The sequence below is a fragment of the Nonomuraea sp. LPB2021202275-12-8 genome (assembly GCF_037044575.1).
Taxonomy (GTDB): Bacteria; Actinomycetota; Actinomycetes; order Streptosporangiales; family Streptosporangiaceae; genus Nonomuraea.
In genome coordinates this window covers 1-518 of sequence record NZ_JBAHWD010000154.1, presented here as the reverse complement: position 1 = coordinate 518, position 518 = coordinate 1, and the positions used below count along the sequence as shown (strand labels likewise).

The window sequence follows — 518 nt, the reverse complement described above, 5'->3', positions numbered from 1 at the left end:
GCCAGCGGCCGGCCATATGGCACCGACACCCACCCATCGGGCACCTTCACCGGCACCGGACAGAAGTTCGACCAGATCGCCGCCTCCGTCGCACCCCCCAACGCCACCAGCCCACACTCCGGAGCCGCCTCGGCCAACCGAGCCGACAGATCCAGCGGCACCCAGTCCCCCGACACCAACGCCAGCCGCAACGAACCCAGCTCACCCCGCCCGGCCACCAACAGCATGTCCAGCAACGCCGGAACCGTGTTCCACACCGTCACCCCATGCTCGGCCACCAACCGCGCCCACCGCGCCGCATCCCGCCGCTCCCCCTCCGCCACCATCACCAGAGCACCGCCCGCCGACAGCAGCCCGAACACATCCCACACCGACAGATCGAAATCCAGTGCCGACACCGCCAGCACCCGATCACCCTCACCCACCCCGAACCGCCGATTGACCTCCAACACCGTGTTCAACGCCGCACGATGCGAGACCTCAACCCCCTTCGGCTCCCCCGTCGAACCCGACGTGAA

At 68.9% G+C, this 518-nt stretch carries 1 protein-coding gene; it reads right to left on the bottom strand.

Features of this window, described 5'->3' with window-relative positions; all coding sequences use genetic code 11:
- The coding region (locus V5E28_RS49145) for an AMP-binding protein (RefSeq protein WP_336217210.1) at positions 1–518 on the bottom strand (518 nt) is incomplete at both ends.